The 24,267-nt window shown below is 70.9% G+C and carries 26 protein-coding genes; 4 read left to right on the top strand and 22 right to left on the bottom strand.

All coding sequences use genetic code 11. From position 1 onward, the window contains the following. Positions 1-3: 3 nt before the first annotated feature. The 13 genes from nuoK to ACIBCT_RS01235 all read right to left on the bottom strand — a co-directional run bounded on the left by nuoK (position 4) and on the right by ACIBCT_RS01235 (position 13,102). Entirely contained in the window at positions 4-300 is a 297-nt protein-coding gene (gene nuoK, locus ACIBCT_RS01295) for an NADH-quinone oxidoreductase subunit NuoK (protein ID WP_344891038.1), read from the bottom strand. After that, positions 297-1,133: an NADH-quinone oxidoreductase subunit J gene (locus ACIBCT_RS01290; protein WP_399185383.1), complete on the bottom strand. Its 837-nt coding sequence runs from the start codon at positions 1,131-1,133 to the stop codon at positions 297-299. The genes nuoK and ACIBCT_RS01290 overlap by 4 nt, the downstream gene beginning before the upstream one ends. Next, a complete protein-coding gene (gene nuoI / locus ACIBCT_RS01285; protein WP_344891043.1) occupies positions 1,126-1,641 on the bottom strand; it encodes an NADH-quinone oxidoreductase subunit NuoI in 516 nt (171 codons plus the stop codon). The genes ACIBCT_RS01290 and nuoI overlap by 8 nt, the downstream gene beginning before the upstream one ends. Further along, positions 1,628-2,977 (bottom strand): NADH-quinone oxidoreductase subunit NuoH, encoded by a 1,350-nt coding sequence (gene nuoH, locus ACIBCT_RS01280; RefSeq protein ID WP_399185382.1) that lies wholly within the window; start codon positions 2,975-2,977, stop codon positions 1,628-1,630. The genes nuoI and nuoH overlap by 14 nt, the downstream gene beginning before the upstream one ends. Further along, complete coding sequence (locus ACIBCT_RS01275) at positions 2,977-5,610, bottom strand: NADH-quinone oxidoreductase subunit G (protein ID WP_399185380.1); 2,634 nt, start codon at positions 5,608-5,610, stop codon at positions 2,977-2,979. The genes nuoH and ACIBCT_RS01275 overlap by 1 nt, the downstream gene beginning before the upstream one ends. Positions 5,611-5,677: 67 nt before the next feature. Beyond that, on the bottom strand, positions 5,678-6,964 hold the full coding sequence (gene nuoF, locus ACIBCT_RS01270) for an NADH-quinone oxidoreductase subunit NuoF (RefSeq protein ID WP_399185379.1): 1,287 nt from the start codon (positions 6,962-6,964) through the stop codon (positions 5,678-5,680). Between the two features lie 76 nt (positions 6,965-7,040). Further along, complete coding sequence (gene nuoE, locus ACIBCT_RS01265) at positions 7,041-7,781, bottom strand: NADH-quinone oxidoreductase subunit NuoE (RefSeq protein ID WP_399186081.1); 741 nt, start codon at positions 7,779-7,781, stop codon at positions 7,041-7,043. Positions 7,782-7,873: 92 nt separating this feature from the next. Continuing rightward, positions 7,874-9,208, bottom strand: coding sequence for an NADH-quinone oxidoreductase subunit D (locus ACIBCT_RS01260; RefSeq protein ID WP_399185378.1), 1,335 nt, complete (start codon positions 9,206-9,208; stop codon positions 7,874-7,876). Then, complete coding sequence (locus ACIBCT_RS01255) at positions 9,205-9,900, bottom strand: NADH-quinone oxidoreductase subunit C (RefSeq protein WP_399185376.1); 696 nt, start codon at positions 9,898-9,900, stop codon at positions 9,205-9,207. Before ACIBCT_RS01255 ends, ACIBCT_RS01260 begins: the two co-directional genes overlap by 4 nt. Continuing rightward, the gene (locus ACIBCT_RS01250) at positions 9,897-10,448 is read right to left on the bottom strand and encodes an NADH-quinone oxidoreductase subunit B family protein (protein ID WP_344891063.1); all 552 of its coding nucleotides are present in this window, start codon (positions 10,446-10,448) and stop codon (positions 9,897-9,899) included. The genes ACIBCT_RS01255 and ACIBCT_RS01250 overlap by 4 nt, the downstream gene beginning before the upstream one ends. Before the next feature lie 2 nt (positions 10,449-10,450). Next, the gene (locus ACIBCT_RS01245; protein WP_344891066.1) at positions 10,451-10,810 is read right to left on the bottom strand and encodes an NADH-quinone oxidoreductase subunit A; all 360 of its coding nucleotides are present in this window, start codon (positions 10,808-10,810) and stop codon (positions 10,451-10,453) included. Positions 10,811-10,937: 127 nt separating this feature from the next. Next, the gene (locus tag ACIBCT_RS01240; RefSeq protein WP_399185373.1) at positions 10,938-12,215 is read right to left on the bottom strand and encodes a geranylgeranyl reductase family protein; all 1,278 of its coding nucleotides are present in this window, start codon (positions 12,213-12,215) and stop codon (positions 10,938-10,940) included. 149 nt (positions 12,216-12,364) lie between these two features. Further along, positions 12,365-13,102 (bottom strand): demethylmenaquinone methyltransferase, encoded by a 738-nt coding sequence (locus ACIBCT_RS01235; protein ID WP_399185372.1) that lies wholly within the window; start codon positions 13,100-13,102, stop codon positions 12,365-12,367. A 77-nt stretch (positions 13,103-13,179) separates the two neighbouring features. Between ACIBCT_RS01235 and ACIBCT_RS01230 the strand changes: the two genes are divergently transcribed. After that, positions 13,180-14,514: a hypothetical protein gene (locus ACIBCT_RS01230; protein WP_399185371.1), complete on the top strand. Its 1,335-nt coding sequence runs from the start codon at positions 13,180-13,182 to the stop codon at positions 14,512-14,514. Here the strand turns inward: ACIBCT_RS01230 and ACIBCT_RS01225 are convergent. Continuing rightward, a complete protein-coding gene (locus tag ACIBCT_RS01225; protein WP_344891076.1) occupies positions 14,498-14,695 on the bottom strand; it encodes a DUF4229 domain-containing protein in 198 nt (65 codons plus the stop codon). The two genes, ACIBCT_RS01230 and ACIBCT_RS01225, sit on opposite strands and share 17 nt — an antisense overlap. A 264-nt stretch (positions 14,696-14,959) precedes the next feature. Here ACIBCT_RS01225 and ACIBCT_RS01220 point away from each other — a divergent pair, with 264 nt between their 5' ends. Then, positions 14,960-15,199, top strand: a complete 240-nt coding sequence (locus ACIBCT_RS01220; protein ID WP_012887349.1) for a BldC family transcriptional regulator — start codon at positions 14,960-14,962, stop codon at positions 15,197-15,199. A 180-nt stretch (positions 15,200-15,379) separates the two neighbouring features. Here ACIBCT_RS01220 and ACIBCT_RS01215 read toward each other — a convergent pair whose 3' ends face one another. Together ACIBCT_RS01215 and ACIBCT_RS01210 are read right to left on the bottom strand one after the other, a co-directional pair. Continuing rightward, positions 15,380-15,685, bottom strand: coding sequence for a hypothetical protein (locus ACIBCT_RS01215; RefSeq protein WP_344891079.1), 306 nt, complete (start codon positions 15,683-15,685; stop codon positions 15,380-15,382). Positions 15,686-15,695: 10 nt separating this feature from the next. Further along, complete coding sequence (locus tag ACIBCT_RS01210) at positions 15,696-16,400, bottom strand: hypothetical protein (protein ID WP_399185370.1); 705 nt, start codon at positions 16,398-16,400, stop codon at positions 15,696-15,698. A 244-nt stretch (positions 16,401-16,644) separates the two neighbouring features. On the opposite strand from ACIBCT_RS01210, the gene ACIBCT_RS01205 reads away from it, so the two are divergent. Beyond that, positions 16,645-16,944 (top strand): PLD nuclease N-terminal domain-containing protein, encoded by a 300-nt coding sequence (locus tag ACIBCT_RS01205; protein WP_399185369.1) that lies wholly within the window; start codon positions 16,645-16,647, stop codon positions 16,942-16,944. Between the two features lie 59 nt (positions 16,945-17,003). Here the strand turns inward: ACIBCT_RS01205 and ccsB are convergent, their stop codons facing one another. The 6 genes from ccsB to ACIBCT_RS01175 all read right to left on the bottom strand — a co-directional run bounded on the left by ccsB (position 17,004) and on the right by ACIBCT_RS01175 (position 22,988). Next, positions 17,004-18,023 (bottom strand): c-type cytochrome biogenesis protein CcsB, encoded by a 1,020-nt coding sequence (gene ccsB, locus ACIBCT_RS01200; protein ID WP_399185368.1) that lies wholly within the window; start codon positions 18,021-18,023, stop codon positions 17,004-17,006. Continuing rightward, positions 18,013-19,707 carry a cytochrome c biogenesis protein ResB gene (locus ACIBCT_RS01195; protein WP_399185366.1) on the bottom strand — a complete coding sequence of 565 codons (1,695 nt, stop codon included), beginning with the start codon at positions 19,705-19,707 and terminating at the stop codon, positions 18,013-18,015. Before ACIBCT_RS01195 ends, ccsB begins: the two co-directional genes overlap by 11 nt. After that, positions 19,707-20,441 carry a cytochrome c biogenesis protein CcdA gene (locus ACIBCT_RS01190; protein WP_344891092.1) on the bottom strand — a complete coding sequence of 245 codons (735 nt, stop codon included), beginning with the start codon at positions 20,439-20,441 and terminating at the stop codon, positions 19,707-19,709. The genes ACIBCT_RS01195 and ACIBCT_RS01190 overlap by 1 nt, the downstream gene beginning before the upstream one ends. Positions 20,442-20,569: 128 nt before the next feature. Beyond that, positions 20,570-21,139 (bottom strand): TlpA family protein disulfide reductase, encoded by a 570-nt coding sequence (locus ACIBCT_RS01185; protein WP_399185364.1) that lies wholly within the window; start codon positions 21,137-21,139, stop codon positions 20,570-20,572. A gap of 56 nt (positions 21,140-21,195) precedes the next feature. Further along, on the bottom strand, positions 21,196-21,834 hold the full coding sequence (locus ACIBCT_RS01180; RefSeq protein ID WP_399185363.1) for a histidine phosphatase family protein: 639 nt from the start codon (positions 21,832-21,834) through the stop codon (positions 21,196-21,198). Positions 21,835-21,992: 158 nt separating this feature from the next. Then, positions 21,993-22,988, bottom strand: a complete 996-nt coding sequence (locus ACIBCT_RS01175) for a LysR substrate-binding domain-containing protein (protein WP_399185362.1) — start codon at positions 22,986-22,988, stop codon at positions 21,993-21,995. A gap of 74 nt (positions 22,989-23,062) precedes the next feature. Between ACIBCT_RS01175 and ACIBCT_RS01170 the strand changes: the two genes are divergently transcribed. After that, complete coding sequence (locus ACIBCT_RS01170; RefSeq protein ID WP_399185361.1) at positions 23,063-23,995, top strand: EamA family transporter; 933 nt, start codon at positions 23,063-23,065, stop codon at positions 23,993-23,995. Positions 23,996-24,267: the final 272 nt, after the last annotated feature.

The following is a 24,267-nucleotide window of genomic DNA, read 5'->3' as shown; positions in this document are numbered from 1 at the left end:
CTCTTAGTACTTCAGCAGGTTGGCGTCGTCCACAGACGCCGACCTGCGGGTTCGGAAGATCATCACGATGATGGCGAGGCCGACGACGACCTCGGCCGCGGCCACCACCATCACGAAGAACGCGATGAGCTGGCCGTCCAGGTTGCCGTGCTGCCTGGCGAAGGTGACGAACGCGAGGTTGCAGGCGTTGAGCATGAGCTCGACGCACATGAACACCACGATCGCGTTGCGCCGCACCAGCACGCCGACGGCGCCGATCGCGAACAGCAGCGCGGAGAGCACCAGGTAGTGAGTGGTCACTTGCCGTCCTCCTGCGGGAGCGCCGGGTCCTTCACCTGGACGGGCGCGGTGTCCGGGCCGGGCGCGCGGTCGGTGTCCGCGTCCTTCTCCAGGACCTGCTTGATGAGCGCCGCCTTGGCCGGGTCGGTCGGCGCGAAGCCGTCCTCCATCTCGTGCCGGGCCAGCACCCGATTGATGGACTTGGCCGCGACCGTGCCGTCGGGCAGCAGGGCGGGCATGTCGATCGCGTTGTGCAGCGCGTAGGTGCCGGGGCCGGGCAGCGGCGAGGGCTGCGGGCCGCTGAAGCGGGCACGGGACAGGTCGCGCTGGGTGGCCTTGGGCCGGATCCGCTCGCGGTGCGCCAGCACCATCGCGCCGAGCGCGGCGGTGATCAGCAGCGCCGAGGTGACCTCGAAGGCGAACACGTGCCTGGTGAAGATCAGCTGGGCCAGCGAGGGCACGTTGCCGCCCGCCGCCTGGACCGCCTGGTCCATGCCGACCGGCGCGGAGAAGGCCGCGTTGCCGACGCCCAGGGCGAGCAGGGCGGCGAACGACAGGCCCGCCACGGCCGCCCAGAGCCGCTGTCCCTTGATCGTCTCCACCAGCGAGTCGGCGGAGTCGACGCCGACCAGCATCAGCACGAACAGGAAGAGCATCATGACCGCGCCGGTGTAGACGATGATCTGCACCGCGGCGAGGAAGGGGGCGTCCTGGATGGCGTACAGCACGGCCAGCGAGAGCATGACGACGCCCAGCATGAGCGCCGAGTAGACCGCCTTGCGGCTGAAGACGAGGCCGAGGGCCGCCGCCACCGAGACGACGGCCAGGACCCAGAACGTGACGGTCTCACCCATTGTTGCGTCCCAGCCGGTAGTAGTCCTCTTCGGTCTCGCCGAGACGCATGGGGTGCGGCGGGATCTCCATGCCGGGACCGAGCGGCGCGAGCAGCATCTCCTTGGTGTAGATGAGGCTCTCACGGCTGGTGTCGGCGAGCTCGTACTCGTTGGTCATCGTCAGCGCCCGTGTCGGGCACGCCTCGATGCACAGGCCGCACAGGATGCACCGCAGGTAGTTGATCTGGTAGGTGCGTCCGTAGCGCTCACCGGGCGAGAACCGCTCCTCGTCGGTGTTGTCGGCGCCCTCGACGAAGATCGCGTCGGCCGGGCAGGCCCAGGCGCACAGCTCGCAGCCGACGCACTTCTCCAGGCCGTCGGGCCAGCGGTTGAGCTGGTGCCGGCCGTGGAAGCGCGGAGCCGTGGGCTTGTGCTCCTCGGGATAGTTGACCGTCTCGACCTTCTTGAACATCGTGTGGAAGGTCACGCCGAACCCCTTGATGGGGTTCAGCCAATCAGTTGCTCCCACTGGGAACCTCCTTGCGCGCTACACCGTGGTAGTGCGGCAGGTCGAGCGGCGGAACCGGGAAGCCACCCGCGGCGGGCTCGGCTTGGAGTTGCTCGAACTCGGCCTCGACCTGGGCGGCCTTGGCCTCCTTGCGCTTCTGCAGCACGCTGTCGAAGCGCCACCAGATCCCCAGGCAGGCGACCATGACCAGCGCGGCCAGGATGAGCACCAGCGCCCGGTTGACCTCGGGCAGCTGCAGGGCCCTGACGGTGGCCACGAGCAGGATCCACGCCAGGTTGATCGGGATGAGGATCTTCCAGCCGAGCGCCATGAGCTGGTCGTACCTGACGCGCGGCAGCGAGGCGCGGCACCAGACGAAGAAGGAGAAGACCAGCACCATCTTGAGGAAGAACCACAGCAGCGGCCACCAGCCGGCGTTGGCCCCGTCCCACATGGAGATCGGCCACGGGGCCCGCCAGCCGCCCATGAACAGGGTGATGGAGACCGCGGAGACCACGAAGACGTTGACGTACTCGGCGAGCATGATGACCGCGAACTTCAGCGAGTTGGAGTACTCGGTCTGGAAGCCGCCGACCAGCTCGCCCTCGCCTTCGGGCAGGTCGAAGGGGACCCGGTTGGTCTCGCCCAGCATGGTGACGATGTAGATCAGGAAGGACGGGATCAGCAGGATCATGTACCACGAGGGCATCGGCAGCTGCAGCCCGCCCAGCGTGAGCGTCCCGCCGCTGGCCTGCGCCGCGACGATCTCGGAGGTGGACAGCGTCCCGGCGAACAGGAACACGCCGACGAACGACAGTCCCATCGCGATCTCGTACGAGACCACCTGGGCGCTGGCCCGCAGGCCGCCCAGGACCGAGTACGGCGAGCGCGAGCCCCAGCCGGCCAGCACGACGCCGTAGACGCCGATGGAGGCCATCGCCAGCACCAGCAGCACCGCGACCGGGAGGTCGGTGAGCTGCAGCGGCGTCTGGACGCCGAACATCGAGACCTTCGGGCCCATCGGGATGACGGAGAAGGCCAGGAAGGCCGGGACCGCGAGCACGACCGGGGCGATGAAGTAGATCACCTTGTCGACGGTCCGGGGCATCAGGTCTTCCTTGAGCCCCATCTTGAGGCCGTCGGCCACCGACTGGAGCAGCCCGAACTTGCCCGCGCGGTTGGGGCCGTACCGGTTCTGCATGCGCGAGATGAGCTTGCGCTCGAACCAGACGCCGAACAGCACGCCCAGCATCAGGACGATGAAGATGACGACGGCCTTGATGATGCTGATCCAGAGCGGGTCCTTGCCGAAGTCGGCGAGGGTCGGATCGGCCGCTAGAAGAGTCCGGGCATTCATTACCGCTCCTCGTTGGCTTCGCCGGCGGCACGTGCCTCGCCGGCCCTCGTGCCGGGGGCACGCTCGTCGGGACCGGCTCCGGCGCCCACGACGGTGCCCGTGATGACCCCCGTGGCACCGTCGGTGACGGTACCCGCGACGGTGCTCACCGCGGCGGGCGTGGCCGGGCTCGCCGCGGCCGGGGCGACCGACCGGTCGTCCGCGGTGCCGGTCCGGGAGGCGGCGATCGTGACGACGTCGCCGGGGACCGCGCGCAGGTCGCGGGTGATCGAGCGGCCGGCGGAGTTGGCCGGCAGCCAGACCACCCGGTCGGGCAGGGCCGCGAACCGCACCGGCAGGGTCAGCGAGCCGCGCTCGGTGCCGACCGTGACCTGGCCGCCGTCGGTCAGGCCGGTCTCGGCCGCGGTGGCCGGGGAGACCAGCGCCACGGCCGGGCGGGCGGTACCGGCCAGGTACGGCTCGCCGGCCTGCAGGCGGCCGTCGTCGAGCAGCAGGTGCCAGCTCGCCAGGACGGCCTGCCCGGCCTCCGGACGGACGGCCGGGCGGCCGACGGCGTCGGGGGCGGCGGCGCGGGGGCCGCGCCAGGCGCCGATCGAGGCCAGCTCGCGGCGGGCCGCGGCGGCGTCGGGCAGGCCCAGGTGGACGTCCATGGCGTCGGCGATGGCGGAGACGACCCGCAGGTCGCTCATGACGCCGGGGACGGTGAGCGCCTCGGTGAAGGTGCGCCCGCGTCCCTCCCAGTCGACGAAGGTGCCGGACTTCTCGGCGACCACGGCGACCGGGAACACCACGTCGGCGCGGTCGGTGACCGCGCTGGCGCGCTGCTCCAGGCTCACGATGAACGGGGTGTTCTCCATGGCCAGCAGGGCGGCGTGCGGCGCGGCCAGGTCGTAGGGGTCGACCCCGGCCACCACCAGGGCGTCCAGCTCGCCGTCGAGGGCGGCGGCCAGCATGCCCGTGGTGTCGCGGCCCTCGGCCTCGGGCAGGGAGGCGACGTCCCAGGCGCGGGCGATCTCGGCGCGGGCGCCGTCGTCGCCGACCGGGCGGCCGATCGGCAGCAGGTTCGGCAGCGCACCGGCCTCCAGGGCGCCGCGCTCACCGGCGCGGCGCGGCACCCAGGCCAGCCGGGCCCCGGTGGAGGAGGCGAGCCTCAGCACCGCCGACAGCGCGCCCGGCGCGGTGGCGAGCCGCTCGCCGACCAGGATGACCGCGCCCGGCAGGCGGACCGCCGCGGCCGCGGCCGGGTCGGCGGCGGCCAGATCGTCCAGCACGGCGGCCTCGGTGCCCGGGACGGCCGGGATCAGCGTGCCGCCCATCTTGGCCAGCCCGGGGCCGGCGAACGGCGCTACCGAGAAGACCTTCAGGCCCTTCTTGCGCCACGCCTTGCGCAGCCGCAGGAAGACGATCGGCGACTCCTCGTCGGGCTCGAACCCGGCCAGCAGCACCGCCGGGGCGTTCTCCAGGTCGGCGTAGCGGACCTCGATGCCCTTGCCGGCCACGGCGTGCGCCAGGAACAGCGTCTCCTCGGCCGAGTGCGGGCGGGCGCGGAAGTCGATGTCGTTGGTGCCGAGCGCGAGCCGGGCGAACTTGGCGTACCCGTACGCCTCCTCGACGGTGACCCGGCCGCCGACGAGCACGCCCGCGCGCCCGCGGGCCGCGGCCAGGCCCTTGGCCGCGACGGCGAACGCCTCCGGCCAGGAGGCCGGGACCAGGCGGCCCTGCTCGTCACGGATCAGGGGCGTGCGCAGCCGGTCGGGCTGGGTGGCGTAGGTGAAGGCCCAGCGGCCCTTGTCGCAGTTCCACTCCTCGTTGACCTCGGGGTCGTCCCCGGCCAGGCGGCGGGTGACCTTGCCGCGCCGGTGGTCGGTGCGCAGCGAGCAGCCGCTGGCGCAGTGCTCGCAGGCGGTGGGGGTGGAGACCAGGTCGAACGGGCGGGCCTGGAAGCGGTAGGCGGCGCTGGTCAGCGCGCCCACCGGGCAGATCTGCACGGTGTTGCCGGAGAAGTAGGACTCGAACGGCTCGCCGTCCGCGGCGCCGACCTGCTCCTTGGCCCCGCGCTCGAAGAAGTCGATGAACGGGTCACCGGCGATCTCGTCGGAGAAGCGGATGCAGCGCGCGCACTGGACGCAGCGCTCGCGGTCGAGCAGCACCTCCGTGGAGAGCGGCACCGGCTTCTCGAACGTCCGCTTCTTCTCCGCGAAGCGGCTCTCGCCCTGGCCGTTGGACATGGCCTGGTTCTGCAGCGGGCACTCGCCGCCCTTGTCGCAGACCGGGCAGTCCAGCGGGTGGTTCAGCAGCAGCATCTCCATGACGCCGCGCTGGGCCTTCTCCGCGACGGGAGAGGTGAGCTGGGTCTGCACGACCATGCCCTGGGCGACCTCGATCGCGCAGGACGGCTGCGGCTTGGGGAAGCCGCGGCCGTTGCCGGCGTCGGGGATGTCCACCAGGCACTGGCGGCAGTTGGCGGCCGGCTCCAGCAGCGGGTGGTCGCAGAACCGGGGGATCTGGATGCCGAGCAGCTCGGCCGCCCGGATGATCAGCGTGCCCTTGGGGACGCTCACCTGGAAGCCGTCGATGGTGACGGTGACCAGGTCCACCGGCGCCTGCGCCGGGGTGGTGGCTTCGACGGTCATGGCGTCTCCTCCGTCGGCCTGGCGACCGAGACGGTGCTGTGCTTGCCGGTTGGCTGCCTGAGCGCGTTCACTTCGCCGCCCACACGGTGGAGGGGGCGTGATCGAACGGGCAGCCGCCGATCTCGAAGTGCCTGAGGTACTCGTCGCGGAAGTGCTTGACCGACGAGTGGATGGGGCTGGTGGCACCGTCGCCCAGGGCGCAGAAGGACCGGCCCAGGATGTTGTCGGCGATGTCGGTGATCGTGGTCAGGTCCTCCTCGGTGCCCTGGCCCTTCTCCAGCCGCTTGAGCACCTGCTTGAGCCAGAAGGTGCCCTCCCGGCAGGGGGTGCACTTGCCGCAGGACTCGTGCGCGTAGAACTCGGTCCAGCGCAGTACGGCGCGCACCACGCAGGTGGTCTCGTCGAAGATCTGCAGCGCCCGGGTGCCGAGCATCGAGCCCTTGGCGCCGACGGACTCGAAGTCCAGCGGGACGTCCAGGTGCTCGGCGGTGAAGATCGGGGTGCTCGACCCTCCGGGGGTCCAGAACTTGAGCGTGTGGCCCTCGCGGATGCCGCCGGACATCTCCAGCAGCTCGCGCAGCGTGATGCCGAGCGGGGCCTCGTACTGGCCGGGGCGGGTGACGTGGCCGCTCAGCGAGAAGATGCCGAAGCCCTTGGACTTCTCCGTGCCCATCCCGGCGAACCAGTCGGCGCCGTTGGCGATGATCGAGGGGACGCTGGCCACCGACTCGACGTTGTTGACCACGGTGGGCGAGGCGTACAGGCCCGCCACGGCCGGGAAGGGCGGCTTGAGCCTGGGCTGGCCCCGGTAGCCCTCCAGCGAGTCGAGCAGCGCCGTCTCCTCGCCGCAGATGTAGGCGCCGGCCCCGCTGTGCACCACGAGCTCCAGGTCGAACCCGGAGCCGAACAGGTCACGGCCGAGGAAGCCCTTGGCGTACGCCTCGGCCACGGCCGCCTGCAGGCGGCGCACGACGTGCACCACCTCGCCGCGCACGTAGATGAACGCGTGGTTGGCGCGGATCGCGTACGCGGTGATGATGACGCCCTCGACCAGCGCGTGCGGGTTGGCCATCATCAGCGGGATGTCCTTGCACGTGCCGGGCTCGGACTCGTCGGCGTTGACCACCAGGTAGTGCGGCTTGCCGTCCCCCTGGGGGATGAAGCCCCACTTCATGCCGGTGGGGAAGCCCGCGCCCCCGCGACCGCGCAGGCCGGAGTCCTTGACCGCCTGGATCACGGCGTCCGGGTCCATGCCCAGCGCCTTCTCGGCCGCCGAGTAATCGCCGTAGCCCTCCAGGGTGAAGGAGTTCGGCTGGTCCCAGTTCGCGGTGAGAACCGGGGTGAGAGTGGTCACTTCGTCTCCTCGCCTGGCAGCCCGTCGCCGGGCGACGGGGTCGTGCCGTGCATGCCGGCTCGTTCGTTGCGCCCGTTCACGCCTCGGGAGCCTTCCATCCGTTGGCCTTGGCGATCCTGAGCCCCTCCAGCGAGGAGTCTCCCGCCGAGGGGCCGTCACCGGCCAGGCCGTCGGGCAGGCCCGCGAGCACCCGCGAGGCCTCCTTGAACGTGCAGAGCCTCTTCGGGCCGCGGGTCGGCGCGATCTCCTTGCCGTCCCGCAGGTCGTCGACGAGCTGCTTGGCCGAGGCGGGGGTCTGGTTGTCGAAGAACTCCCAGTTGACCATCATGACCGGGGCGAAGTCGCAGGCGGCGTTGCACTCCAGCCGCTCCAGCGAGACCTTGCCGTCGGGGGTGGTCTCGTCGTGGCCGACGCCGGTGTGCTCGGTCAGCTCGTCCCAGATCTGGTCGCCGCCCATGACCGCGCAGAGCGTGTTGATGCACACGCCCACGTGGTACTGGCCCATCGGCTTGCGCTTGTACATGGTGTAGAAGGTGGACACGCCGACCACCTCGGCCTTGCTCAGGCCGAGGATCTCGGCGCAGAACTCGTGGCCGGCGTCGGAGACGTAGCCGTCCTGGGACTGCACCAGGTGCAGCAGGGGCAGCAGGGCCGACCGCGGCCTGGGGTAGCGGCCGATGATCTCCTTGGCGTCGCGCTCCAGGCGCTCGCGGACCTCGGGGCCGTACGTCCCGGCCTGGGCCGCGCTCTCCTGGCGGCCCGTGCCGGGGGCGCCCGCGTTGGAGGGCTCGCCGCCCGTGCCGGTGCTCGTGCTCAGGGCGGTCTCGCCCGTCAGGCCGGTGCCGGTGGACGCGCCGGCGTCCCCGGGCGAGCTGTTGTCCGGCTCGTCGGCCGGGCGCGTGGTCGCGCTCATCGGTCGACACCTCCCATCACGGGGTCGATCGAGGCCACCGCCGAGATGACGTCGGCGATCATTCCGCCCTCGCACGTCGCGGGCACGGCCTGCAGGTTCGTGAAGGACGGATCGCGGAAGTGGACGCGGTAGGGGCGGGTGCCCCCGTCGCTGACCACGTGGGCGCCGAGCTCGCCGCGGGGCGACTCGACCGGGCAGTAGACCTGTCCGGCCGGGACCCTGAAGCCCTCGGTCACCAGCTTGAAGTGGTGGATGAGCGCCTCCATGGATCCGCTCATGATGTGCGCGATGTGGTCGGGCGAGTTGCCCAGGCCGTCGGGGCCGAGCGCGAGCTGCGCGGGCCAGCCGATCTTCTTGTCGTCGATCATGACCCGGCCGTTCTTGAGCGGGCCGGAGATGCGGTCGAGGGCCTGCTCGATGATCTTGAGCGACTCCTCCATCTCGGCCACCCGGACCAGGTAGCGGCCGTAGACGTCGGCGCTCTTCTCGGTCGGCACGTCGAACTCGTAGGTCTCGTAGCCGCAGTAGGGCTGCGACTTGCGCAGGTCCCAGGGCAGGCCCGCGGCCCGCAGCATCGGCCCGGTGATGCCCAGCGCCATGCAGCCGGTGAGGTCGAGGTAGGCGACGTCCCGGGTGCGGGCCAGGTAGACCGGGTTGGCGTCGAGCATCTTGCGCATGTCCCTGATGCGCTGCGGCATGATCTTGAGCAGCTCGGCGACCTTGTCGACGGAGCCGGCCGGCAGGTCGACGGAGACGCCGCCCGGCCGGACGTAGGCCATGTTCATCCGCAGGCCGGTGATGTACTCCATCACGTCGAGCACCAGCTCGCGCTCGCGGGTCCCGAACAGGAACGGGGTGGTCGCGCCCAGCTCCATGCCGAAGGTGCCGATGGCCACCATGTGCGAGGAGATGCGGGTGAGCTCCATCATCATCACGCGGATGGCCTGGGCCCGCTCGGGGACGCGGTCGGTGATGCCGAGCAGCTTCTCCACGGCCATGCAGTACGCCGTCTCGTTGAAGATCGGCGAGAGGTAGTCCATCCGGGTGACGAACGTCGGTCCCTGGGTCCACGTCCGGTACTCGAGGTTCTTCTCGATGCCGGTGTGCAGGTAGCCGATGACCGTGCGGGCCTCGGTGACCGTCTCGCCGTCCAGGTTCAGCACCAGCCGGAGCACGCCGTGCGTGGACGGGTGCTGGGGGCCCATGTTGATGACGAGCTGCTGGTCCTGCTGGCCGCTGAGGGTCTCGACCAGTTCCGTCCAGTCGTTGCCGGAGACGGTGTAGACCCTGCCCTCGGTGGCCTCGGTGGCCTCCTCGTAGGGGGCGCTCATGTGTAAGACCTCCTCTGGTCCGGCGCGGGGATCTCGGCGCCGCGGTACTCGACCGGGATGCCGCCGAGCGGGTAGTCCTTGCGCTGGGGGTGGCCGTCCCAGTCGTCGGGCATCATGATCCGGGTCAGCGCCGGGTGGCCGTCGAAGATGATGCCGAAGAAGTCCCAGGTCTCCCGCTCGTGCCAGTCGTTCGTCGGGTAGATCGAGACCGTGGAGGGAATGTGCGGGTCGGCGTCGGAGCAGGAGACCTCGACGCGCATCCGGCGGTTGTGCGTGATCGAGCACAGGTGGTAGACCGCGCGCAGCTCCTGACCCTCGAGGTCGGGATAGTGCACGCCGGAGACGCCGAGCGAGAGCTCGAAGCGCAGCGCCGGGTCGTCGCGGAGCACCCGCATGACCTCCGGCAGGCGCTCGCGCCTGACGTGGAAGGTCAGCTCGCCGCGGTCGACGACGACGCGCTCGACGGCCTCGCCGAAGGAGGCGCCCAGGGCGCGCTCCAGCTCGTCGGCGATCGTGTCGTAGTAGCCGCCGTACGGGCGGACGCTGGACAGCTCGGGCTTGCGCCGCACGACGAGACGGCCGTAGCCCGAGGTGTCACCGCTGCCCTTGGCGCCGAACATGCCCAGGCGGGTCACCGGCTGCTCGGGCACCTCGGGGACCTCGGGGAGGTTGCCGGTGGGTTCGGTCGTCATTTGACGGTTCCCTGGTCGATGAGCGGCAGCGTCCGCAGGGCCTGCAGTTCGAGATCGTCGATCTGCTTGGCGCGGTGCGCGCCGAACTTGGTGTTCTGGATCTTGTCGTGCAGCTTGACGATCGCGTCGATCAGCATCTCGGGCCGCGGCGGGCAGCCGGGCAGGTAGATGTCCACCGGCACGACGTGGTCGACGCCCTGCACGATCGCGTAGTTGTTGAACATGCCGCCGCTGGAGGCGCAGACGCCCATGGCGATGACCCACTTGGGCTCGGCCATCTGGTCGTAGATCTGGCGCAGCACCGGGGCCATCTTCTGCGACAGCCGGCCCGCGACGATCATCAGGTCGGCCTGGCGCGGAGACGCCGAGGCGCGCTCCATGCCGAAGCGCGCCAGGTCGTGCTTGGGTCCGCCGGTGGACATCAGCTCGATGGCGCAGCAGGCGAGACCGAAGGTCGCCGGCCAGACGGAGTTCTTGCGCGCCCAGCCGGCCACCTGCTCGACCGTGCTGAGCATGAATCCGCTCGGAAGTTTCTCTTCAAGACCCATATCTAGTCCCAGTCCAGACCCTTGCGGCGCCACACGTACGCGTAGGCCACGAGCACGGTGACGATGAACAGGAGCATCTCGACCAACCCGAAGATGCCGAGCTGGTCGAAGGCGACCGCCCACGGGTAGAGGAAGATGATCTCGATGTCGAACACGATGAACAGCATCGCGGTGATCATGTACTTGAGCGGGAAACGTCCTCCGCCCACGGGCTGGGGCGTCGGCTCGATGCCGCATTCGTAGGCGTCGAGTTTCGCGCGGTTCCAGCGCTTGGGACCGGTGAAGGGCGCGATCGTCACCGAGAAGATCGCGAATCCCGCCGCGAGCACGGCGAGCACCAGGATGGGTGCGTACAACTCCATCGCTACGCCTCCTCTCCCATCTCCACGCGCGCCGGCGCGTAGCTCTGCATGTCGGTGTGTTCCGGAAGTCTAGGCAGGGCGATCATCGCCCCGGGTCGCAGGTGCCGTCGGGCACGCCGATTGATGATCATGCCGGTGGCGCCGCCTTGGACAGGGCGTTGATGATGCGGTCGGACGCGTCACCCCGCCGGTCGGTGAGATTAGCAAGGAGTTTGAGCGCGAAGCGCATCAGGCGGGGGTGCGGCAGCGCGTGACGGGTGGCGAAGTTCATCACGCCGCGGTGCCCGATGAGCTCCACGAACCCGCGGCCGAGGGTGAAGTAGCCGCCGTAGGCGTCCTTCAGCGTCCGAGGATATGCCCGCAGCACCCGCTCGCGCTGGGCGGGGGTCACCCTGCCGAGCGCCTGGACGATCGACTCCGCGGCGATGTGCCCGCTCTCCATCGCGTACGCGATGCCCTCGCCGTTGAACGGGTTGATCATCCCGCCCGCGTCGCCCACCAGCACCAGGCCCCGCGTGTAGTGCGGCTGGCGGTTGAAGGCCATCGGCAGCGCGGCGCCCCTGATCGGGGACGTCATGTTCTCCTCGACGTAGCCCCACTCGGGGGGCATGCCCTTCACCCAGCGCTTGAGCAGGTCGCGGTAGTCCATGCCCTTGAAGGACTCGCTGGTGTTCAGCAGGCCCAGGCCGACGTTGGAGGTGCCGTCACCGACGCCGAAGATCCAGCCGTAGCCCGGCAGCAGGGTGTCGCCGTCCCAGAGCTCCAGCCAGGTCTCCAGGTAGTCGTCGTCGTGGCGGGGGCTCTCGAAGTAGGTGCGCACCGCGACGCCCATCGGGCGGTCCTCGCGCTTGTGCAGCCCCATCGCCAGGGAGATCCGGGTGGAGTTGCCGTCGGCGGCGACCACCAGCCGGGAGCGGTAGGAGACCTCCTCGCCCTCCCGCTTGGCCACCACGCCGACGACGTGCCCGCTGCGCTCGTCCAGGATCGGGGCGGTGACGTTGACCCCCTGGACCAGCCGGACGCCCGCCTTGACCGCGTTGCCGGCCAGGATCTCGTCGAAGTCCTGGCGGGTGCGGACCAGGCCGAAGTCGGGGTAGCTGGCCAGCTCGGGCCAGTCCAGCTCGAAGCGCATGCCGCCGCCGACCACGCGCAGGCCCTTGTTGCGGACCCAGCCGGGGGCGTCGATGTCGATCCCCATGGCGATGAGCTGCTTGACGGCCCGGGGGGTCAGGCCGTCGCCGCAGACCTTCTCGCGGGGGAAGGTGGTCTTCTCCAGCAGCAGGACGTCGAGTCCGGCCTGGGCGAGATGGAAAGCGGTCGTCGAACCGGCAGGCCCGGCGCCGACGACGATGACGTCGGCGTCAGCCTCAGCGATCTTTCGCTGTACGACGGCTGGCACGGTCACGGGACCTGTCCTGTCCTACACGCTGTGGGGGCCTCGGGGTGAGGGGCCTTTCGTTCCTTTGTGAAGGTCTTCACAAACTTGTCGCGCCGAAGTCTAACGCCTTTGCGGAGCAAAGTGTCAGGCGGGTGCGGCTACGGATCGGCAACCTTCTACGCGGTCTCGGGCCCGGGCTTGTACGCCCGGTGAAGAGCCACGATGCCGAGGCTCAGGTTGCGCCAGGCCACCCGCTCCCAGCCCGCTCCCTGGATGATCCTCGCCAGCCCCGCCTGGTCCGGCCAGGCCCGGATCGACTCCGCCAGATACTCGTAGGAGTCGTCGTTGGAACCCAGGACCTTCGCGACCTGCGGCATCAGTTTCATCAGGTACCGCGAGTATACGAGGTCGAACGACCTGGGCGTCGGGTGCGAGAACTCCAGGATGACCAGGCGCGCGCCCGGCCTGGCAACCCGGTACATCTCGCGGAGCGCCCCGGCGGTGTCGTGCACGTTGCGCAGGGCCGTGGAGATCGTCACCGCGTCGAAGACCTCGTCGGCGAAGGGCAGCCGGAGCGCGTCCCCGGCGATGAAGCTGACCCCCCGGACGCCGCCGCCGGAGATCCCCGAGCCGCCCCGGCGCCGGACCCCGGTGCTCAGCATGCCGAGCGAGAAGTCGGAGGCGATCGCGCGGGCGCCCAGGGCGGTGAAGGCGTCGGTGGAGGTGCCGGTGCCCGCTCCCAGGTCGAGGACGAGCTCACCGGGGCCCGCGTCGACGGCCGCGGCGGTCGCCTTGCGCCAGAGCCGGACCTGGCCCAGGGAGATCACGTCGTTGACCAGGTCGTACCGCCGGGCCGTGCGATCGAACATCGCGGCGACCTCGTGCGGCTGCTTGTCCAGAGAAGCGCGCGTCATGGACCAAGACTAGGCCCGCGCGGACGATCCACGGAAAGTAGCGGTCCGGTCACCCTTCGCGTGCTAAAAATTGTCAAATGTTTGCCAGCAGTGTCCTCATCCCGGTCGCCACCCTGGTCACCACCCTGATCCCGACCGTCCCGACCGTCCCGGCCGCCTCGGCCGTCCCGACGGCCTCCGTCCCGGCCGCGTCGGCGATCCCCGGCCGGTACGCCGGCGGCGTCGGGCACCCCCGGGTCGTCTCGGCCGATCCGGTGGACACCACCCCGCACGTGCTCGACGGGATCGTCAACGCCCTCGCACTGGTGGACGGCACCGTGGTGGTCGGCGGCGCGTTCGGCGCGGTGCGCGAGGCGGGCGGCTCCCGGGTGCTGCGGCGCCGCAACCTGTTCGCCTACGACCTGGCCACCGGCCGGGTGCTGCCCGGCTTCGCGCCGCAGCCCGACCACCCGGTACGGGCGCTGGCCCCGGGCGTGCACGGCACCGTCTACGCGGGCGGCCGTTTCACCTCGGCCGGAGGGAGATGGACGCGGGGCCTGGCCCTGCTGCGGCTCTCCGACGGCTCGGCCGTGGCCCGCTTCGGCGCCCGGGTGCGGGGCGGCACGGTCACCGCCCTGGTCAGGTCCGGCCGCGCCCTGTACGCCGGCGGCGACTTCACCGCGGTCGGCGACGTCCCGCGCACCGCGCTGGCCAGGCTGGACGCGGTGACCGGTGCGGCCGACCCGGCGTTCACCGTCGAACCGGCCGCGCCCAGGGGCGGGCGCGTCCGGGTCCACGCGCTGGCCCTGAGCCGTACCCGGCTGGCGGTGGCCGGTGACTTCGGCACCCTGGGCGCTCTGCCGCGCTCCCAGCTCGGCCTGGTAGACGTGACCGCCTCACCGGCGGCGGTCGCGCCCTGGCGGACCGACGCCTACCGGGGCAGGTGCCGGTCGGACTTCCCCGGCTACCTGCGGGGCCTGGACTTCGCCCCCGGTGGCGGCCACCTCGCCGTCGTGACCACCGGCGGGCCGATGGGCCCGGACCGGATGTGCGACACCGCGGCGAGCTTCCGGACGGACGCGACCGGCCGGGTGGAGCCGGCCTGGGTGAACCACACCGGCGGGGACTCGCTCTACGCGGTGGCCGCGACCGGGGCCGCCGTCTACGTCGGCGGGCACCAGCGCTGGCTGAACAATCCCCGCGGACGCGACTCGGCGGGCCCCGGCGCGGTGGCGCGGCCGGGGATCGGGGCGATCCATCCGCGTACCGGCAGGGCCCTGACATGGAACCCCACCCGCGATCCAGGAATCGGAGTCAAGGCATTCCTGGCCCATCGGGACGGATTACTCGTTGGTAGTGACACAACCCGGCTTGGTCACGAGTACCATGCCCGAGTCGGCATGTTCCCGTTGCCGATCACTCCCGATTCTTAGCGATTCGCTCGCTCACCGCGTCCCTCTGCTTCGAGAGCAGGACGTAACTGGCCACCCCACTGACCAGGAATGCGGCGATCAGCAGGACCAGGGGCTGGCGCAGGCCGAGGATATAGAGCACTCCCAGGCTCACGATCAGCAGGCCGGCCCGGGACGCGGTGTAAACGATGACGGGATGCACGGCATCGAGGTTACGTCACGCCGTTCCTCCAGGCACGATCGCGGGGTGACCATGCGGACGCTCTTCGCATCGACTGCGAGCGCTGCTAGTCTTCACAAGAGATCAGTTTCGTAAAGAAACACCCACGAGCGTCTCAAAAAGGCTCTATCATATAACAATCGGGCAGGCAGTCGATAACAACCCGTGATCTTTGTTGAAAACCACGGATAAATCAGGCTTCGCTCGGCACACTGGTTACCTGTCCGCCCGCTGGCAGGAAGCGGGATGCGAGGGGGAGAGATTGTGGAGAGTAGCAGCGAGCGTCTGCTGACGCCCGGAGAGGTTGCCGCCCTCTTTCGGGTCGACCCAAAGACGGTTACACGCTGGGCCGCGGCAGGCCGCATCAGCAGCATCCGTACCCCCGGAGGGCACCGGCGTTTCCGCGAGTCGGAAGTGCACGCCCTTCTGCGTGGAGAGGACGTCTTGACGGCCGAACGGCCGGCAGGCGAGTCCCCGCGCGTTTGACGACTTAGGACGTCACACCATCGGTGATCCTGCGCGCCTTACCCGGAAGCCGCAGGGTCACCGTGGAGTCGTCCTAGACGTCACGCGACACGACCGGGACCCCCGACAACGCTGGACGACGAACAACGCTGAACGACGACCCCCGACGGCATCGATCGACCTCGACGGTGACCTCCCCCATCACCGCGTCCCGCCCCCGGAGCCGCCCGGAGTGATCCGGCCCGGCTCCTGCGGGTCACGGCCCGTCCAGGTCTCCTGCTCGGCCTTGAAGGCCAGGAACTCCCGTTCGAGCTCGTCGTTCTCCTTCAGCCAGCGCCTGCGGCGATCGGCCCATTCCTCCTCGGTGAGCGACTCGGCCAGCCAGCGCTCGTAGTCGGGATCGCCCGGGGACACCTCCACGTAGGCGTTGCCGATCAGACGCCCGTCTTCGCTGGCCAGGGTCTGCGGCACGCGCAGGGTCCCGTCAGCGAGCCTGACGACGTACATCCCAGATCACCTAGATTCCGTAGCGCCGGTTGAAGAACAACATGACGTCGAGCGCCATCCGCGTGTCACCGCCGAGCATGTCGACCAGCGCGGGACGCTGCCGGGAGACGATCGCGGCGAAGGCGTCCGCGAAGAACTCCTTGCGTCCCAGATCGCCGGACTGCAGGTGGAACCCCGAGGCCAGCTTGGGGACGCACCTGTCGTAGAGGACGGCGAACTCCGGGGAGTCGGAGACCCAGTCGCCGTGCGGGGCGTCCACGTCGTCCAGGGCGTGCCCGACCTCGTGCATCATCACGTCGGGGGTGGGCGAGGGCCGGTCCCCCACCACGATCTTCCGGTCGCCGTACGCCCCGGCGCAGACGTCCCAGGTCGCCCGGCCCGACGGGAGCGGGGCCCCGCGCAGGTAGCCCATGTCGTCCAGGTCCGGTACGCCGCCCGCGCCGACGTAGATCCCGTCCAGGCCGTCGGCCAGCTTGTCCTTGAGCGCGTCGGGCAGCCTGGCCAGGCTCTCCACCGCCCGCACGACCTCCGGCGTGGGCACCTCGTGGCGGGAGTCCCACTGGCGGTGCAGGATGCGCTCCAGCCGCCCGCAGTGGCGCAGGCCGTCCCCCAGGTCCGGGGTGTCGGGGGAGTTGGGCTGGGCCCGGGGACGCTCGTCGTCGAGCTCGAAGTCCTTCCAGGTGTACTGCGGGCGGTCGACCACCGGGGCGGTCACCGTACCGACCCCGCGCTCGGCCTCGCGGGGGACCTCACGCGGAGCCCCGCGGAGGGAGCCCTCCGCACGCGGAGCCGGACTCCGCTGCCACCACCGCCGTCGATGGCGGCCCTTGTCGCCCGAATGTGCCATCACACCCCCTGGGGAAGTGGCAACGCTCCTACGGTACGGGGTGGTCCCCCCGCCGGTCACCCGTAACCGCGGGCCGACCGCAGTGGTTCTCGCAATGGCTTACAGTTCGGGCATGCCCATGCTTGTCGGTCTGGCGATACTCGCCTTCTGGCTCTACTGCCTGTTCGACGTCATCACCACGCCGGACGAGGAGTCAAGGAACCTGCCCAAGCTGCTCTGGGCGGTCATCGTGGTGCTGATGCCGGTCGCCGGAGGGGTCTTCTGGCTGCTGCTCGGCCGCCCCACCGGCCCCCGGGCACCCCGATCGCTGCCGTCGCAGAACAGGCCCCCGCGCCCCGCGGCCCCCAAGGGACCCGACGACGACCCCGACTTCCTCAAGGACCTCGACCGCAGGCTCCGCGACGAGGACTGACCCGCGACCACGTCCCGGCGGCCGGGGATCCGGTGGCCGGGACCTTCGACGGCCACGACTCAGCCGGGAACCTCGGCGTAGGAGTGCAGGCCCCCCAGGAAGATGTTCACCCCGACCAGGTTGAACAGCAGGCACGCGAAGGCGATGAGCTGAACGATCATGGCCGCCTTCCCCTTCCAGCCCGCGGTGGCACGGGCGTGCAGGTAGGCCGCGTAGGCGATCCAGGTGATGAAGGCCCAGATCTCCTTGGGGTCCCAGCCCCAGTAGCGGCCCCAGGCCTTGTCGGCCCAGAGCGCCCCGGCGATGACGGCGAAGGTCCAGATCGGGAAGCCGATCACGATGGCCCGGTGTGCGACCCGCTCCAGGTCCGGCCGGGACGGCAGGCGGACCGAGCCGTCCTTCCTGACCAGGTAGAGGATGCCGGAGACGCCCGCCAGGATGAACAGCCCGCTGGCGATGATCGCCGCCGACACGTGGATCGCGATCCAGTAGGAGTTCAGCGCGGGCACCACCGGACCGGCCTGCACGTGCAGGTAGCGGACGGCGAAGCCCAGCCCCAGGGCGGCGGCGACCGCCACGAACGCGCCCAGGAACCGGACGCGGTAGCGGAGCTGCATGAACAGGAACGCGCTCATCGCCGCGAAGCACATGGCGACCACGAACTCGTACATGTTGCCCCAGGGCCAGCGGCCCACGGCCAGGCCCCGGGTGAGCAGGGAGGCGAGGTTGGCGGCCCAGCCGAGCCAGCTCAGCGCGACGCCCGCGGGCCCCGCCCACCTCGTCCAGGCGGGGGGCCCGCCGGACGGTCCGTCGCCCCGCGCGGTCCCCGTCGCGGCCGGGTCCCGGTCGGCATCGGTGCCGGCGGTGCCGCCGGTGCTGCCGGAAGCGGCACCGGCGGCACCGACACCGGCGGCGACGGGAGCGAGCCTCGGACGCGCGGCGCGGGCCGGTGCCTCCGCGGGCCGGCCGAAGGCCAGGTCCAGGGCGTAAGCGATCATTGCGAAGACGTAGAGCAGCACCGTCGCCAGGATGAGCTGGTCGCTCAACGTGGCGAGGCCGGTATCGACCTCAGCGGGCATCCTGCACTCCTGGGTTCGAAGGTCCTGGGGTCGAAGGTTCCGGGGTGGAGGGTTCCGGGGTCGCAGGCTCCGTGTTCGCCGGTTCCGGGGACCCCTCGTCCCGGGGTTCCGTGTTCAGGGCGGAGACGATCTCGTCGAACTCCTCGCCGAAGTCACCGCCCTCGGTGCGGGTGAGGCCGCCCACCTCGACGCGGTGCCCGTCACCGCCCGCCCCACCGGACGCCTCGTGGACGCGTACCCACACCCTGCGGCGGCGGACGGTCAGGGTCAGCACGAGCCCGGCCACGGCGAGGACCGCGGAGACCAGGGCGGGCATCCTGCCCGGGTCGTGGGCGACCTGCAGGGCGATCCACTCCCTGACCCCGGTGAACTCGATCGAGCCGGCTCCGCCCGGCAGCGCGAGCCTCCCGCCGACCTGCAACGGGTCGGCCTTCATCACGAGCGGCTTCATCTTCTTCAGGCTCGCCGGGTCGAGCTCGTAGACCGACTGCGGGCGGCCGCTCTCCAGGCCGAGGTCACCGGCGAAGGCACCGTACACCTGGGCGGTGGGGTTGGCGGCCCCGGGGAAGACCGAGACCCACTCCGAGCCCATCGGCACGGCCGTGGGCAGGAAGGCGACCAGTACGCCGAGTTGCTCGGGCTGCGCGTCCGGAACCTTGATCACGCATTCGGAGGTGAAGGTGGCGGGCTGGACCACCAGGCAGGCCACCGGACCGTCGAAGGCGACCTGCCCCTTGCCGTCGGTGATCCTGAAGGTCGGCGCGTAGCCGTGGTCGATGAGGTAGCTCAGCGTGCCGTTGACGTCCAGCGGCTCGTTGACCTTGAGAAGGTGCTCGCGGGCGGCCGCCCCGGGGGCGTCCTCGACCTTGAGCCTGGCCGCGTAGTCGAGGGCCTGGCCTGCCTTGTCTCCCTTGGCGATGTAGGTCGCCTGGAAGTCCTCGACGGTGAAGGAGAACGGCTCCAGCGACTCGGCGCTCACCTGCCGGCCGGGCATGTACCGGTCGTAGGCCGCGACCGTGTTGGCGAACCCCTCGCCCTCCACGACCAGCACGTTCCCGCGGTAGCCGTACAGCGCTCCGGCCCCGACCGCGAGCAGCAGGCCGAGCAGGGCCACGTGGAACAGCAGGTTGCCGCTCTCGCGCAGGTAGCCCTTCTCCGCGGCGACCCAGCCGGGGCCGGTGGTCACCCGGAACCGCTTCGCGCGCAGCCGCGCGGCCGCCTCGTCGACGGTCAGGCCACAGGAGAAGGAGGCGTGGTGCGGCAGCCTGCTCAGGTTGCGCGGCGCCGCGGGCGGCTTCCTGCGCAGTTCCCGCAGGTGGGTCGCGGTACGCGGGAGCACGCAGCCGATCAGGGAGACGAACAGCAGCAGGTAGATCGCGGCGAACCAGGGCGCCTGGAACACGTCGAACAGCCAGAACCGGTCCAGCCATCGGGCCAGCGCGGGGTCGTCGGCGAAGTACTGGGCGACCTTGGCGTCGGAGACGCCGCGCTGCGGCCAGATCGAGCCGGGCACGGAGGCCAGGGCGAACAGGAAGAGCAGGATCAGCGCTGTCCGCATGGAGGTGAGCGTCCGCCAGAACCAGCGCGCCCAGCCCACGACCCCGAGCCCGGCAGGACGCCCCCGATCCACCGCGGCCTCCGCCGTCGTCTGCTCCTCCTCCATCACCGGACCCGTGTGTTCCATCAGATCACCGGCTCGAATCCGCCGACCCAGCCCTGCATGGCCGCGACGAGCTGCTCCCAGATCCCGGTGACGAGCAGCACCCCGACGACGACCAGCATGACGCCGCCCACACGCGTGATCAGCTGCGAGTGCCGCCGCACCGCCTTGAACGTGCGCAGGGCCCTGCTGTACGCCAGTCCCGCCGCCACGAACGGCAGGCCGAGACCGAGCGCGTACGCGAAGGCGAGCACGGCGCCGCGGCCGGCGCTGCCCTCGTTCAGGCCGAGGGTGAGCACGACGGCGAGGGTGGGGCCGATGCAGGGGGTCCAGCCGAGGCCGAAGACCAGGCCGAGCAGGGGAGCCCCGGCCAGCCCCGCGGCCGGGAGCCGGTGGATGCGGACGTCGCGCTGCAGTCCGGGGATCGCCCCCATGAAGGCCAGGCCGAGCACGATCGTGAGCCCGCCGAGCACCCGGGTGATGATCCCGGCGTTGCCGAACAGCGCCGCGCCCAGCCCGCCGAACAGGGCGCCCCCGGCCACGAACACCGTGGCGAACCCCAGCACGAACAGCACGATCCCGGCCACCATGCGCCCCCGCCTGGGGTCGGCGCTCATGCCGGTCACGTACGACAGGTAGCCCGGGACCAGCGGCAGCACGCACGGCGACAGGAACGAGACCAGCCCGGCCGCGACCGCTATCGGCAGCGCCAGCGCCAGCGAGCCGCCGGCGACCGTACCGGCGAGGTCAACGCCCATGGCGGGCTCCCGGTGTGAGACCTGCGAGACCGTGTCCCGCCGACGGGGTGGTCCCGGCGGTCCGGACGCCGACGGCGGGCCGGGTGGTAACGGCGGGCCCGTCCGCCGTCACGGGGAGGCGCGAGCGGTTATCGTTCATCGCCGACCTTGGTGACGGCCTCCAGGAGGTCGGTGTAGGTGACCGCGCCGAGGGCGCGGGCGGCGATCCGGCCCTGACGGTCGATGATCAGCGTGGACGGGATGGCCGCGGGCGGGACCGTGCCCTGGAAGGAGAGCGCCACCTTGCCGGGCTGGTCGAAGATGCTCGGGTAGCCGGGCTTGTGGCCGCGTTCGAAGGCGAGGGCGTCGGCCTTGCGGTCCTTGAAGTCGATGCCGAGGAACGTCACGCCGTCCGCCTTCTTGGCGGCGGAGACCTCCTTGAGCACCGGCGCCTCGGCCCGGCAGGGCGCGCACCAGGAGGCCCAGAAGTTGATGACCACGACCTTGCCCCGGTGCGCGGCCAGCGAGGCGGTGCCCCCGTCGAGGGTCTCCCCCTCGACCCGTGGGGCGGCCTTGCGGTCGGCGGCCTCGAACATGGTGATCTTGCCGTCGCCCGCCACGAAGCGGGTGTCACCGGTCTGGGGTTGCGATCCCTGGTTTCCGGCGCATCCGGCCACGGCGACGAGCAGCGCGGCGGCGGCGAAGGATATGGCGCGCATGGGTGACGGAGGCTCCCTGTACTACAACCGGTAGAGCGACAACTCTACCGGCGGGGTCAGGCGCCCGGCACAGTGGGGCGTTTGACGAGGGCCGCCGCAGGCTCGCTGTATCCGACGCTGATCAGCCGGTCCCCCTCGAAGGAGAAGGTGGTCAGGCTGGCGAGCCCGCACTGCCTGCGGCGCGGATCGTGCGGCAGCCGCCTGCCCTCGGCCGCGAGCCGGATCGTCCAGATCGGGAGCTGGTGGCTGACCATGATCGCCTCATGGCCGCGGGCGGCCTTGCGGGCGGCGACGATCGCGGCGCTCATCCGCCGGACCAGGTGGGTGTAGCGCTCCCCCCAGGAGGGCCGGAGCGGGTTCCACAGGTAGCGGTAGAAGCGCGGGTTGCGGAAGAGGCCGTCTCCCCGGCCCAGGGCGAGGCCCTCGAAGATGTTCTCGGCCTCGATGAGCCGCTCGTCGATCGTGACGTCCAGCCGGAAGGTCTCGGCGAGCGGGACCGCGGTCTCCTGCGCGCGCTCCAGGGGGGAGGAGAACAGCGCGGTGACGTCACGTCCGGCGACCGTCTTGGCGACCGTCTCGGCCATCTGCCGGCCGTTGTCGGACAGGTGATAGTCGGGGAGCCTGCCGTACAGGACGTTGTCGGGGTTGTGCACCTCACCGTGGCGCAGGAGGTGGACGACGGTGGTCTCAGCCATGGTCCCGCCAGCCTAGCGACAGGTACGGGCCGGTGACAGGGCAGGTGGTCCCATCCGGGCGGAAGGGGACATGCCCGAGCCGCCCCACGGGCCCGTTCGCGCCCACCCCCGTGCCGCCTCGCGGACCCGGCGGGTCCGCGAGGGTCCGCGGGGATCCGTCAGGGCACCACCGGGGAGGCCGGTGACATCGGTGCCGCCGCCGGGGACTCGGGCGCCGAGGCCGCCGACGCGGTGGACGCGGTGGACGCGGAGTACTGGAAGTCGACGGAGACGGCCTTCAGCGCCTCGACCGCCGCGCGGATCGCCGGGCGGCGCGCGGCGTCGGTCCGCCAGAGCGCGTAGATCCTGCGGGTGGGGCGGGACCTGATCGGCACCACCCGCGCGCCCGGCGGGACGAAGTCACGGCCCAGGCGGGGGACGATGGCGCAGCCGAGACCGCCCGCGACGAGGGCCATCTGGGTCGGGCACTCGTCCGCCATGCAGGCGATGTCCGGCTCCAGCTCGGCCGAGCGCAGCGTGTGGACCAGCCAGTCGTGGCAGATGGTGCCGGGTGCCGAGCTGATCCACCGCTCCCCGTAGAGCTCGGCCAGCTCGATCTCGGCCCGGTCCGCCAGCGGGTGGGACGCGGGCAGGATCGCGTCGGCGATGTCGTCGAAGAGCGTCGCCCGGGAGAGCCCCTCGGGGATGGCCATCGGACGGTTCATCCAGTCCTGGATCACCGCGAGGTCCAGCTCGCCCCGGCTCACCTCGCGGATCTGCCGCTCGGGCTCGCGTTCGGTGAGCTGCATGACCAGGTCGGGGTGGCGCCGGTGCAGGAGCGACAGCGCGGCGGGCATCAGCCCCCGGGCCGCGGTGGGGAAGGCGCCGATGCCCAGCCGCCCCACGACCTGCCCGCGCAGCGCCTCGAAGTCGGCCTCGGCCGTCTCGACCAGCGCGAGGATGCGCTCGGCGTGGTCGGCCAGCAGCCCGGCCGCGTCGGTCAGCCGCACCCCGCGGCCGTTGCGTTCCACCAGGGTCGCGCCGGTCTCCCGCTCCAGCTTGGCGAGCTGCTGGGAGACCGCGGACGGGGTCACCATGAGCGCCTCGGCCGCGGCGCCCACCGATCCGTAGACGGAGACGGCGTGCAGGGCCTTGAGCCGGTTGAGATCCAACATGTAAGGAAGTCTAAACGAGGACAGGAAGAAATACTAACTTGTTCTGAAATGTCGGTATGAACCACTATGGGCGAATGCGCATCCGGCACTTCCTCCTGGCCATCGGCCTCACCATCATCTGGGGCCTCAATTTCGTGGTGATGGAGGTCGGCCTCCGGCACTTCCCCCCGCTGTTCTACGTGGCGGCGCGCTTCGTCCTGGCCGCCTTCCCCGCGCTGCTGTTCGTCGGCGGCCCCGGGGTGCCCTGGCGGAAGGTGCTCCTGGCCGGTGCCACGCTCGGCGCGGGCCAGTACGCCCTGCTGCTGACGGGGATGCGGGCCGGCATGCCCGCGGGCCTGACCTCGCTCGTCGTCCAGATACAGGCGGTCTTCACCGCCGTGCTGGCCGTCACGCTGCTGGGAGAGCGGCTCACCCGCAGACGGGTCATCGGCATGGCGGTCGCCTTCGCCGGCCTGGCGCTGATCGCCACCGACCTGGGCGCCGGTGGCCCGATCGGCGCGTTCCTGCTGGTCGTCGGCTCGGCGTTCTTCTGGAGCATGGGCAACGTCGTGATCAGGCAGGCTTCGCCGCCCGACTCGCTGCGCTTCATGGTCTGGCTGAGCGCGGTCACCGCCCCCCCGATGGTGGTACTGAGCCTGGTGGTGGAGGGGGTGCCCCGGCTGGAGTTCTCGCTGGAGGGCACCCTCTCGCTGGTGTACGTGGCGTTCATCTCCACCCTCGCGGGCTTCGCCGTCTGGGGTTTCCTGCTCAAGCGCTACGACGCCTCGGTGGTCGCCCCGACCGCCCTGATGGTGCCGGTCTTCGGCATGTCCTCGGCGGCCCTATTCACCGGCGAGCAGATCACCCCCCTCAGGCTCGTCGCCGGCGTCCTGATCATCTGCGGGGTCCTGTACGCCGGCACCCGCTCCCGCCGGACCCCCTTCCCGTCACCCTCGCCTTCCCCGCTTCCCGCCTCTCCCCGGGAGGAATCGGAGGAGGATGAGGCGAGAACGGCGGAGAGGGCGTGAGCGAACACACACCGTGACGACGACACGGCGGCCGACGTAAGCGCCGCGCTCGAGTACTGGCCCGCCCCTTCCCCGTGGGGAGTGGGTCACCGACGACCTCGATCGTCTTCCGTCGGAGGGACCGAACGGCGAGCCCGGCTTCTTCGGGCACGTCGAACTCATCGACAGGGATCGAGGCGGGGGCCGACGACTCTCAGACGTTCATGCTCTACCCGGGCATGCTCGACGTGGACTTCGACGTCGCGGACTCCCCTGAGCTCCCCACCCACCTG

Source organism: Streptosporangium sp. NPDC050855, from assembly GCF_044456585.1.
Taxonomy (GTDB): domain Bacteria; phylum Actinomycetota; class Actinomycetes; order Streptosporangiales; family Streptosporangiaceae; genus Streptosporangium; species Streptosporangium longisporum.
The sequence above is the reverse complement of the archived record's forward strand: the minus strand, read 5'-3'. Positions and strand labels throughout refer to the sequence as shown.

Bases quoted from the DNA above. Each gene is read 5' to 3' on its own strand.
- ACIBCT_RS01290 (WP_399185383.1), bottom strand. From the start codon at position 1,133: ATGGGTGAGACCGTCACGTTCTGGGTCCTGGCCGTCGTCTCGGTGGCG.
- nuoH (WP_399185382.1), bottom strand. From the start codon at position 2,977: ATGAATGCCCGGACTCTTCTAGCGGCCGATCCGACCCTCGCCGACTTC.
- ACIBCT_RS01275 (WP_399185380.1), bottom strand. From the start codon at position 5,610: ATGACCGTCGAAGCCACCACCCCGGCGCAGGCGCCGGTGGACCTGGTC.
- ACIBCT_RS01260 (WP_399185378.1), bottom strand. From the start codon at position 9,208: ATGAGCGCCCCCTACGAGGAGGCCACCGAGGCCACCGAGGGCAGGGTC.
- ACIBCT_RS01255 (WP_399185376.1), bottom strand. From the start codon at position 9,900: ATGACGACCGAACCCACCGGCAACCTCCCCGAGGTCCCCGAGGTGCCC.
- ACIBCT_RS01250 (WP_344891063.1), bottom strand. From the start codon at position 10,448: ATGGGTCTTGAAGAGAAACTTCCGAGCGGATTCATGCTCAGCACGGTC.
- ACIBCT_RS01245 (WP_344891066.1), bottom strand. From the start codon at position 10,810: ATGGAGTTGTACGCACCCATCCTGGTGCTCGCCGTGCTCGCGGCGGGA.
- ACIBCT_RS01235 (WP_399185372.1), bottom strand. From the start codon at position 13,102: ATGACGCGCGCTTCTCTGGACAAGCAGCCGCACGAGGTCGCCGCGATG.
- ACIBCT_RS01230 (WP_399185371.1), top strand. From the start codon at position 13,180: ATGTTTGCCAGCAGTGTCCTCATCCCGGTCGCCACCCTGGTCACCACC.
- ACIBCT_RS01220 (WP_012887349.1), top strand. From the start codon at position 14,960: ATGCGAGGGGGAGAGATTGTGGAGAGTAGCAGCGAGCGTCTGCTGACG.
- ACIBCT_RS01215 (WP_344891079.1), bottom strand. From the start codon at position 15,685: ATGTACGTCGTCAGGCTCGCTGACGGGACCCTGCGCGTGCCGCAGACC.
- ACIBCT_RS01205 (WP_399185369.1), top strand. From the start codon at position 16,645: ATGCCCATGCTTGTCGGTCTGGCGATACTCGCCTTCTGGCTCTACTGC.
- ccsB (WP_399185368.1), bottom strand. From the start codon at position 18,023: ATGCCCGCTGAGGTCGATACCGGCCTCGCCACGTTGAGCGACCAGCTC.
- ACIBCT_RS01195 (WP_399185366.1), bottom strand. From the start codon at position 19,707: ATGGAACACACGGGTCCGGTGATGGAGGAGGAGCAGACGACGGCGGAG.
- ACIBCT_RS01190 (WP_344891092.1), bottom strand. From the start codon at position 20,441: ATGGGCGTTGACCTCGCCGGTACGGTCGCCGGCGGCTCGCTGGCGCTG.
- ACIBCT_RS01185 (WP_399185364.1), bottom strand. From the start codon at position 21,139: ATGCGCGCCATATCCTTCGCCGCCGCCGCGCTGCTCGTCGCCGTGGCC.
- ACIBCT_RS01180 (WP_399185363.1), bottom strand. From the start codon at position 21,834: ATGGCTGAGACCACCGTCGTCCACCTCCTGCGCCACGGTGAGGTGCAC.
- ACIBCT_RS01175 (WP_399185362.1), bottom strand. From the start codon at position 22,988: ATGTTGGATCTCAACCGGCTCAAGGCCCTGCACGCCGTCTCCGTCTAC.
- ACIBCT_RS01170 (WP_399185361.1), top strand. From the start codon at position 23,063: ATGCGCATCCGGCACTTCCTCCTGGCCATCGGCCTCACCATCATCTGG.